The 9,433-nt window shown below is 54.3% G+C and carries 9 protein-coding genes and 1 pseudogene; 6 read left to right on the forward strand and 4 right to left on the reverse strand.

What is annotated here, in order from left to right:
• Positions 1-254: 254 nt before the first annotated feature.
• Positions 255-491 (reverse strand): methylated-DNA--[protein]-cysteine S-methyltransferase, encoded by a 237-nt coding sequence (locus F9C28_RS20520; protein ID WP_408641540.1) that lies wholly within the window; start codon positions 489-491, stop codon positions 255-257.
• Positions 492-661: 170 nt separating this feature from the next.
• Here F9C28_RS20520 and F9C28_RS19025 point away from each other — a divergent pair, with 170 nt between their 5' ends.
• The 4 genes from F9C28_RS19025 to F9C28_RS19040 are packed head-to-tail and all read left to right on the forward strand — an operon-like array spanning position 662 to position 3,964.
• Complete coding sequence (locus F9C28_RS19025; RefSeq protein WP_199016848.1) at positions 662-1,690, forward strand: isopenicillin N synthase family dioxygenase; 1,029 nt, start codon at positions 662-664, stop codon at positions 1,688-1,690.
• Positions 1,691-1,713: 23 nt separating this feature from the next.
• On the forward strand, positions 1,714-2,520 hold the full coding sequence (locus F9C28_RS19030) for a MetQ/NlpA family ABC transporter substrate-binding protein (RefSeq protein WP_199016849.1): 807 nt from the start codon (positions 1,714-1,716) through the stop codon (positions 2,518-2,520).
• Complete coding sequence (locus tag F9C28_RS19035) at positions 2,517-3,308, forward strand: methionine ABC transporter ATP-binding protein (RefSeq protein ID WP_199016850.1); 792 nt, start codon at positions 2,517-2,519, stop codon at positions 3,306-3,308. Before F9C28_RS19030 ends, F9C28_RS19035 begins: the two co-directional genes overlap by 4 nt.
• The gene (locus F9C28_RS19040) at positions 3,305-3,964 is read left to right on the forward strand and encodes a methionine ABC transporter permease (RefSeq protein ID WP_199016856.1); all 660 of its coding nucleotides are present in this window, start codon (positions 3,305-3,307) and stop codon (positions 3,962-3,964) included. Before F9C28_RS19035 ends, F9C28_RS19040 begins: the two co-directional genes overlap by 4 nt.
• Before the next feature lie 34 nt (positions 3,965-3,998).
• On the opposite strand, the gene F9C28_RS19045 is transcribed toward F9C28_RS19040, so the two are convergent.
• Positions 3,999-4,898: a DMT family transporter gene (locus F9C28_RS19045; RefSeq protein WP_199016851.1), complete on the reverse strand. Its 900-nt coding sequence runs from the start codon at positions 4,896-4,898 to the stop codon at positions 3,999-4,001.
• 486 nt (positions 4,899-5,384) lie between these two features.
• On the opposite strand from F9C28_RS19045, the gene F9C28_RS19050 reads away from it, so the two are divergent.
• Positions 5,385-5,606 carry a hypothetical protein gene (locus F9C28_RS19050; protein ID WP_199016852.1) on the forward strand — a complete coding sequence of 74 codons (222 nt, stop codon included), beginning with the start codon at positions 5,385-5,387 and terminating at the stop codon, positions 5,604-5,606.
• A gap of 40 nt (positions 5,607-5,646) precedes the next feature.
• Positions 5,647-5,964: a hypothetical protein gene (locus F9C28_RS19055; RefSeq protein ID WP_199016853.1), complete on the forward strand. Its 318-nt coding sequence runs from the start codon at positions 5,647-5,649 to the stop codon at positions 5,962-5,964.
• A gap of 82 nt (positions 5,965-6,046) precedes the next feature.
• Here the strand turns inward: F9C28_RS19055 and F9C28_RS19060 are convergent, their stop codons facing one another.
• Positions 6,047-8,158, reverse strand: a complete 2,112-nt coding sequence (locus F9C28_RS19060; protein WP_233149179.1) for a peptidase domain-containing ABC transporter — start codon at positions 8,156-8,158, stop codon at positions 6,047-6,049.
• Positions 8,151-9,321, reverse strand: a pseudogene (locus F9C28_RS19065) (HlyD family secretion protein); the annotation flags it as partial. The pseudogene F9C28_RS19065 and the gene F9C28_RS19060, both read right to left, overlap by 8 nt.
• Positions 9,322-9,433 lie beyond the last annotated feature (112 nt).

A 9,433-nucleotide genomic window follows, 5' to 3' on the forward strand; every position in this document is an offset into this window, starting at 1 on the left:
ATCGGCGAAGGTGAGTTGATGGCTCATGATGTCCCTCTGGGATGCGCTCCGGATGAATATGATGATCTCATATCAGGAACTTGTTCGCACCTTCCCTAAACAAAAATCATTTGACCATACACCATCTGTAGCCCTGTCTTCCCTTGCTACGATGGGGCATCGGGATGCACTGTTTGAGTTAATAAAAAACCAGAAGTCCCCGATGTAAATAACAAATGAAAGCGTTATGGGTATTAGCTCTGCGCTTATCTGAGCTAATACCTCTCATATTCAATCAACCAGGCTTTGTGGGCAATACCGCCGCCATAGCCTGTCATATAGCCGTCTTTAGCCATAATCCTGTGATGTGAAATCACAGTAGCAATCCGATTTGCACCAATTGCTGTAGCCACTGCCCGTACTGAAAATACCACAACCGAAAATTGGATGACCATTTTCCCACGGTCCATCCACCCCATTTTCCCGCCCTTATCCACGATTTGCAAAAGCACAGAACCCCCGCCAGATATAAATTAGAAAATAACGTTATTGGTTGATTATTTTTGGTTACGGCACTCTGTAACTCACCCACTTATTGAGGAGATCACCATGCGCTGCTGTTGTCCCCGGAGCCTGAATCTGAATAAACCAAAACACCTGCATACTGTTTTCGGAGCACGCAATGAACGCGACCACATTACCGATTCTCGATTTAGCCCGTTATACGGACCCCGCTGAAAAAGACGCTTTCCTGGCGGACCTGCGCCAGGCCGCCCGTGATATCGGCTTCTTCTACCTGATTAACCACGGTGTCGATACGGGCCTGCAACACGCTGTGCAGCAGGAATCACGCCGTTTTTTCGCCCTGCCGGATGCTGAAAAGCAGCAAGTCGCCATGATCCACTCGCCGCATTTTCGCGGTTATAACCGGGCCGCCTCAGAGCTTACCCGGGGCGAACCCGACTGGCGGGAGCAATTTGATATCGGTGCCGAGCGCCCGGCCCTGCAACTGGATGCCCAGCGGCCACACTGGCAGCGGCTCCAGGGGCCTAACCTGTGGCCAGCTTCTCTGCCGTCGCTCAAAACAACCCTGCTCTGCTGGCAACACGCCATGACCCAGGTCGGGATCACCTTGTTACACGCGTTTGCGCAAGCGCTCTCACTGCCGGTGGATGCCTTCGACACGCTATATGGCAATAAACCCAATGAGCATATCAAGCTGATCCGCTATCCCGGGCAGCAGGAAACCCAAAGTCATCAGGGCGTTGGCGCCCATAAGGACTCGGGATTTCTCAGCTTCTTATTACAGGACGAACAAAAGGGCTTACAGGTTGAAGTCGCTCCCGGGCAGTGGATCGATGCGGTCCCCCTGCCAGGCAGCTTTGTGGTGAACATCGGCGAACTTCTTGAACTGGCCACCAATGGCTACCTGCGCGCCACAGTACACCGGGTGGTATCGCCACCGGCCCATCAACAGCGCCTGTCCATCGCCTTCTTCCTCGGCGCCCGGCTGGATGCCGAAGTTCCGGTCTATACCCTGCCCCCGGCGCTGGCCCGGGAGGCGCGCGGCCCAGACAGCGACCCGCAAAACCCGCTATTGCGGGAAGTTGGCTGGAATTACCTCAAAGGCCGCCTGCGCTCACACCCGGATGTGGCGGAGCGCTATTACCAGGATCTGTACCGTAAATACCCCGGTCAACTCATCGTATAACCATAACGCAACAGGAATTCACCATGAAAAAAGCTGTTTTTACGCTGGCAGGGGTCGCGTTGTCACTTTCTCTGGCAGGGACATCCGCACAGGCGTCTGCACTGCGCGTGGCGGCGGACCCGGTCCCCCACGCCGAGATCCTCAACTACATCAAAACCATTGATCCGCAATTAGATCTCAAGGTGGAGGAGTTAACCAGCGGGGTCAATGCCAACGAGCTGCTGGCCAATGGCGATGTTGATGCTAACTATTTCCAGCATGTGCCCTATCTTCAGGATCAGGAAAAAGCACTAGGGAAAACCTTTGTGGTTGCCGCCACGGTACATATCGAGCCATTGGGCATTTATTCCCATAAATACAAAACCTTTGCCGCCGTCCCGGATAACGCCACGGTGGCAGTGCCCAATAACGTCACCAACCTGAGCCGGGCGCTGTTACTGCTACAACACCAGGGGCTGCTTACCCTGGACAGCCGTTTCGCCCAGGCAACGTCCACCCTGGCGACCCCAAAAGACATCGCCTCCAACCCGAAACACCTCAAGATCCTGGAGATCGAATCCCCGCAAATCCCCCGGGCTCTGGACGATGTTGACCTGGCGGTAATCAATGGCAACTATGCCCTGGAAGCCGGCCTGATCCCGGCAAAAGATGCCCTCGGGCTGGAAAAAGCTACCGGTAACCCCTATGCCAACATCCTGGTGACCACCCCGGCACTGGCTAACGACCCGCGGATTAAAGCGCTGGCGCGTGACCTCACCTCCCCACAGGTGGCGGAGTTTATCCGCAGCCACTATAACGGCTCCGTGATCCCGGTAACGCCACAATCATGATTGAGATTAGCGGGCTGAGCAAAACCTATGCCGGAGCAGGCCGACCGGCACTGAACAATATTTCACTGACCATCCCCGGGGGCGCAATCTACGGGATCCTCGGGCGCAGTGGCGCGGGTAAAAGCACGCTGATCCGCTGCCTTAACCTGCTGGAGCGGCCGACATCCGGCCGCATTACCGTCAATGGCGAGGAGATTACCCGGCTGGATAAAACCGCGCTACGGGATTACCGCCTGCGCACCGGCATGATTTTCCAGCACTTTAATTTACTTCACGCCAGAACCGTGGCGGATAACATCGCCGTTCCCCTTGAGATTGCCGGTATTGCGAAAGTGGAGCGCCAGCACCGGGTGCAGGAATTACTGGCGCTGGTTGGGCTGGAGGATAAAGCCAGCGCCTACCCCTCCCGGCTCTCCGGGGGGCAAAAGCAGCGGGTGGGTATTGCCAGAGCCCTGGCGGCCCGGCCCCGGGTGCTGCTGTGCGATGAAGCCACCAGCGCCCTCGATCCAGAGACGACCGCCTCAATACTCGATCTGCTGGCCGATATTAACCGGCAGTTCAAACTCACCATTGTCCTGATCACCCACCAGCTCGAGGTGGTCAAAACCCTCTGCGATCACGCGGCCCTGCTGGAACAGGGTGAAATCACCGAATACGGCAGCCTCGCGGATTTACTGGCCGCCCCCTGGTCAACGCTGGGCCAGTCTCTGCTGCATGATCCGCATTCTGAGCAGGCATTTTTAGCCCGCCACGGTTTCAGCGGGAGGCCATTATGCGGAGTAGCATAAGCTGGGACGATCTCTGGCCGCTGTTGCTGGGCGGCACCCTGGATACCCTCTATATGGTGGGCCTGGCGACCTTATTTACCGTTCTGCTGGGGCTGCCCACCGGGATTTTTTTGTTTGTCTCACGCCCAGGCGGGCTGGCGCCGATGCCCACCCTTAACGCCCTGGCGGGATCGATGATTAACCTTGGCCGCTCGTTGCCTTTTATTGTCCTGCTGATAGCCTTAATTCCTTTCACCCGCATTATTATTGGCACCACCCTGGGCAGTACCGCCGCCGTGGTGCCGATAACCATTGGCGCCTTCCCATTCTTTGCCCGCCTAACGGAGAGCGCGCTGGATGAAGTGGACTATGGGCGAATAGAAGCGGTGTTATCTATGGGGGGGAATACCTGGCAGGTGATTGCCAAATCCCTGCTGCCGGAGGCCCTGCCGACACTGCTGGCAGGGATTACGCTTACCGTGGTGATGCTGATTGGTTTTTCCTCCATGGCGGGCGTCATTGGCGGCGGTGGCCTGGGCGGCCTCGCTATCCGCTATGGCTATCAACGGTTTAACAATACCGTCATGATTAGCACGGTACTGATCCTGATTGTGCTGGTCCAGGGGGTACAAATGACCGGCGACCGGCTGGTGCGTCGCCTGGCCCATCGCCGTTGATAGCGAGAATAGTTTTGCGGTTATGGATCGCCGGCTAACGCGCCGCCTGTGGGCTGGCGCATTTTTTTGCCCAGCCCACACACAAGATAACCCCCAGGCTCACCAGCAGCATTTCCGGGCTGACGGCTTCGCCCAGTAGCGTTGCCGAGAGGCCCAGCCCTAACAGCGGCTGTAATAATTGCAGTTGCCCTACTGCCGCAATCCCTCCCTGGGCCAGCCCCCGGTACCAAAAAATAAACCCGATCAGCATACTGAACAACGCCACATAAGAGAGCGCAAACCACCCGCGGGGGCTGACCGCGGCAAGATTCGCCGGCCAGAGAAAGATCAACAGCAGTATCATCAGCGGCAGTGCGATAACCAGCGCCCAGCTGATCACCTGCCAGCCTCCGAGGGTGCGGGTCAGCCGGGCGCCTTCGGCATAACCAATGGCACACAGCACAATCGCCCCCAGCATCAGCAGATCACCACGTCCCGGTAAGCCTGCGGTCTGGCTGGCCGCAAACCCCGCCACCAGCAGGCTCCCCGCCACAGCGAACACCCAGAACAAGCCACCGGGGCGCTCCCCGCCGCGGAGTACACCACAGGCCGCAGTGGCCAGGGGCAGCAAGCCGAGGAAAACAATCGAATGGGCCGCCGTCACCTGTTGTACCGCCAGCGCCGTCAATAGCGGAAAGCCAATCACCACCCCGGCCGCCACCACCAGCAATGACCAGAGCTGCTGCCTGGCGGGTTTCGGCTGGCGAAAAATAACTAACAATAGCAGCCCAAGGATCCCGGCGATGGCGGCACGGGCAACGGTCAGCGTCAGCGGACTAAAATCGGCCACCGCCAGCCGGGTTGCCGGCAGCGAGCCACTGAAAATCACCACCCCGATAAGCCCATTGATCCAGCCACTGGCTGCCACCGACCCTGCCCGCTTTTCCACGCTCATTCTCGCCACCGCCATAGTTAATTTAATGTTAATTTTACGTTGCCGAGAAGCAGTATAGTCAGCAAAATCAATGGCAATCAAATTATTATCATGAATACAATAAGTGTGGCATCTTGTGGGCACCAGCCGCACCGGGATAGTCGTCATCAGGATAAAAATATAACGTACTAAAAAGCTATGTTCTGGATAACCTGATAAATAATGTGCCTGGGCAATATTATTTAAATATTCAGGAAAATAACCAGTTAACATATGGTTATTTTAAACTGGCATTAATTATCAGGTGATTTAATATATTTTTATACTCTTTGCACATAAGAAATAACCAAAGTATTTATTTATAGCCATTTAGCTTACGTTGAAACTACAGCTAATTATATTTTCACACTGTGCTAATTTTACATAGCCACGGTTAATGAAATAATCCCATTTACATCTCGTGGTTAATTTACATGCCAACCAAAGTGCAAACTAAGGAGCAAATAAATGAGAGAACTAAGTGAAAGAGATATTCAGCAAGTCAGTGGTGCCGGTGCTGTGAGCAACCTGCTTAATGGGGAACTTGATGCACCAGCCAGAAATCTTGGCACGTCATTAGGTTCTTTTGCCGGTAATGTTGCCTCTCAAAGTATTCATGCGGTAACCCATGTCGCAAGTGAGGTTTTCAATAGTGTCACCTCTTTTATTGGTAATATTTTTTCCCGATAATAACAGTGTGACATTTTTATGAATTTTTAAGGAGAATGCTATGCGTGAATTAACGGTTCATGAAATTAATGATGTCAGCGGTGCCGGCCTGATTCAGGATGTGCTTACCTCAGCAGGGTCGATCATCGGGAAAACAGCGGGCAGCGCTATTGGCTCGGCCGCGGCAGGCGTGGCTGGCGCCATCGCCGGCTCGATTGTTCCGGCCGTCGGCAATGTCATCGGCGGCGGCCTCGGTGTCAGCATTGGTAGCGATGTCGGTGGCAATATCGGATCTGATATTGGTAATGTGACAGGCCACACCTTAGGGGCTGGCATCGAAGGCGCTCTCGATGGCTTCTACCGCAGTTTCTTCCATTAATACACCTTCTGAATACGCCAAACTGAACCCTGCATAAAATGCAGGGTTTCTTTTATCACGGTAAGTATCATCACGGTAAGTATCATGGCGTGGCTGGCTGCAGGGTAATGACCCGATCGGCAGAAGAAATGGTCGATTCCCGGTGAGCAATGATAATCCGCGTAATACGCAGATCTTTTATTGCCTGATTCACCGCGCTTTCACTTTCTTTGTCCAGTGCACTGGTGGCTTCATCAAGAAATAACAGCGCCGGTTTTTTATAAATTGCCCGGGCAATAAACAAGCGCTGTTTTTGACCGCCAGACAAGCCTTCCCCCAATTCGCCGATCAGCGTTTCGTATCCCATCGGCATCTGCATAATAACCTCATGCAGATAGCTGGCGCGGGTACATATCTGCATCCATTCATGATCCACACTGTCTGAAAAGCCGCAGATATTCTCACGAATCGAGCCAGAAAATAGCTTGTCATCCTGCATCACGCAGGCAATCATTTTATGGTAGTTATTCACCCCCAGTTGCTGGATATCAACACCGTTGACCTCCACCCGGCCACTGTCAGGGGGAAACAATCCGCAAAGCACCTTCATCAGGGTTGTTTTCCCGGCGCCAGAGGGCCCCACAATGGCGACGCTCTCCCCTGGGTTAATCGCGAGATCCAGCTTACTGAATATCGGCGGGGACTGGCTGTCGTAGCGATAACTGAGCGCATAAGTGGCCAGGGCGGCCGGCTGCATTTTCGCCGCGTAGGGTAAGTCTGGCTTACGGTTTTCCCGCGGATGCAGTGCAATATCCGCAATACGCTCGTTGTGCAGGCTCATCATCCGCAGTTGAAGAACAAACTCAGTCAGCGAGCTAACCCGGTCGGAAAACTGGCTGCGGAATGCACCAAAGGCGACAAACATACCGATGGTCATCTGATTATCAATAACCAGACTGGTCCCCAGCCACAGGATAGCTATCTGGTCACAGGCCGTGATGAACGTATTAATACCGCCAAACAGCATGTCCATTTTATTGACCCGGATACCGGTATTAATGGCGTCAATTTCAAGATTAAGCCAGTGCGCCCCACGCCTTTCCGCCATTCCCTGAATTTTGACGGTGGCAATCCCGTAGAGCGTCTCCATAAAATACGATCCGGCCCGGGCTTTTCGCACCAGTGACTCTTCCGACAGTTGCCGGTAGTAGCCGTAGGTCACAAGGCGCAGCAGCACATACAGCGCCGTAAACCCCATCACGACCCAGGCCAGCCAGCCGCCGTACAACACCATCATCACCAATACGCCAATGACCATGATACTGTCCATCATGGCGCCGACAATACTGGTAGTGAATGTGCTGCGTAACGTATCCAGTGACCCAAAGCGGGACTGAATGTCCCCCAGCTTACGCCGCTCAAAATATCCCAGCGGCAGCCGCATCAGGTGATTGAACAGCCCGGACTGCCACTGCACGTTAATCAGCGTGGCCATCACTAACGACGACCAGGCGCGCACCATGCTGACCGCCGCCCGCAGCAGGATAAACAACATTAATCCGGCACAAATGAGTGTGAGCAAGCCCTGATCCCCGGCGGGGATCGCCAGATCCATCACCAGCTGGGTGCCGACCGGCATCACCAGATTAATGGTCTCTATCACCAGTGACAGGCAAAAGATTTTACCCAGTGTCCATTTCAGGCCGTGGACACTGCCTATCAGCGAACCAAGGCTGAGCTTGTTGCGTATCGTATTAGCGGTGAAGGCGCTCCCCGGCCAGATCTCCAGCGCGACCCCGGTAAAACAGCCAGAGAGCTCTGTCAGGCTGACAGTACGCCGCCCGCGCGCCGGATCATGCAATACCGCGCGGCTCTGCCCAACGCTAACCAGAACAACAAAATGATTGAATTCCCAGTGCAGGATACAGGGGGTCTTCAGGGCGCTGAGCTCATCGAGATCCAATGATAACGGGCGGGTAGACAACCCCAATTGCTCGGCAATGCCCACCAGTCCGGACAGCGTAGCGCCCCGCGCTGACAGGTTAAATTGCTGGCGCAATGCTATCAGGTCAATATTCTTGCCATAGTGCCCGCAAATCATGGCCAGACACGCCAAACCACATTCCGAGGCTTCCGTCTGGTGCACCAGCGGTACACGTTTGAACAGATGTATATCCAGCTGGCCCACCAGGCGTTTAAAAGAAAACTTACTCATTGAGCGGCCCCGCAGCACTGTGTTGCATATCGTAGAAAGGTGACAGCATCCATTGATAAATCTTCCTCTTTTCCAGGAATAACGTGCTTTGCGCTTTCATCCCGTTTTCCAGACTCAGACGTTTGCCGTGGTAAGTGATAGCCTGCTTTGCTGGCCTGATAATCACTTTGTAATAGGGGATGCCGCCGGCCTTAGGGGCCCCCTGGTAGGTCTGCATTTCCTGCGGCGACGCCGGGGCTTTAGAGATGACAACCACCCTGCCGGCGAACTGGCCGAACTTCTCCGCCGGGAAGGCGTCATAACGGACATTGACCCGATCACCCGCGGCGATATAGGGAATAGCATCATTGGGTACCCAGATAACCAGCGCGTAGTAACCGACGTTGCGGGGAATAACTTGCAGCAGACTGTCACCGGCGTTGACCATCTGCCCGACAGTGACGCTTAACGAATCAACGCGCCCATCAGCCAGCGCCCGCACGATGATCGCCCCACCCGCATCAATGTTGAGTAATTCTTTTTGCAGCTCGTAGCGTTGCAGTTCCATCTGGTAAATCTGATTATCAAACTCGGCGGCCTGAGTATGGATCTGGCTTTCCAGTGCCGTAATTTGCAGGGCATTCTGCTCATTTTGCCCGCTCAGCCCGAGCAGGTTATTCTGCTGCTGGTAATACAGCGCCACCTGATTAGTCAGTTGATCTTTCGTGATAAGCCCCTTAGCCTGGTAGTGGCGATAATTCTCCATACTCTCCTTCATGATACGTATCCCCTGCTGGGCGCTGCTGAGGATATCGCTGGAGCGTTTGAACGCCGCGCTATATTGCGCCTTCTGTTTTTCCAGCATCGCCAGGGTGGACTGCTTACTGCTTTCCAGGCGGCCGATTATCTGTGCGATTCGCGCTATCTGGCTATCAATATCCTGGCGCTGATTTTCGCTGACCACGCCGCTGCGGGTACTCTTACTGACGTCAATCTGGTAAACGGGCGTTCCGGCTTTAATCACTTGCCCTTCAGTGATGAATTGTTTGACTACCCCCCCCCTGCACGGTGGAATAGACATTAGCAACACGGGGATAGGAGGTTATCTCGCCGGTTACGTTAACCCGCCGGGTGTAAGTACCGCCGATAACGAAAGCAAGAAACACCACAATGAAACTCAGACATACGCTTGCCGTGAGGCTTTGTTGAATAAATCGAACTTTTAGCCGAAATTAGGATCAGATCACCACACTCCTGACCCTGTAGCGACATCCTGTGACAAAGCAAAAGTTCAAA

Origin of the sequence: Shimwellia pseudoproteus (assembly GCF_016415625.1) — a bacterium.
GTDB classification, from domain to species: domain Bacteria; phylum Pseudomonadota; class Gammaproteobacteria; order Enterobacterales; family Enterobacteriaceae; genus Shimwellia; species Shimwellia pseudoproteus.

Bases quoted from the DNA above. Each gene is read 5' to 3' on its own strand.
- F9C28_RS19025 (WP_199016848.1), top strand. From the start codon at position 662: ATGAACGCGACCACATTACCGATTCTCGATTTAGCCCGTTATACGGAC.
- F9C28_RS19030 (WP_199016849.1), top strand. From the start codon at position 1,714: ATGAAAAAAGCTGTTTTTACGCTGGCAGGGGTCGCGTTGTCACTTTCT.
- F9C28_RS19035 (WP_199016850.1), top strand. From the start codon at position 2,517: ATGATTGAGATTAGCGGGCTGAGCAAAACCTATGCCGGAGCAGGCCGA.
- F9C28_RS19045 (WP_199016851.1), bottom strand. From the start codon at position 4,898: ATGAGCGTGGAAAAGCGGGCAGGGTCGGTGGCAGCCAGTGGCTGGATC.
- F9C28_RS19050 (WP_199016852.1), top strand. From the start codon at position 5,385: ATGAGAGAACTAAGTGAAAGAGATATTCAGCAAGTCAGTGGTGCCGGT.
- F9C28_RS19055 (WP_199016853.1), top strand. From the start codon at position 5,647: ATGCGTGAATTAACGGTTCATGAAATTAATGATGTCAGCGGTGCCGGC.
- F9C28_RS19060 (WP_233149179.1), bottom strand. From the start codon at position 8,158: ATGAGTAAGTTTTCTTTTAAACGCCTGGTGGGCCAGCTGGATATACAT.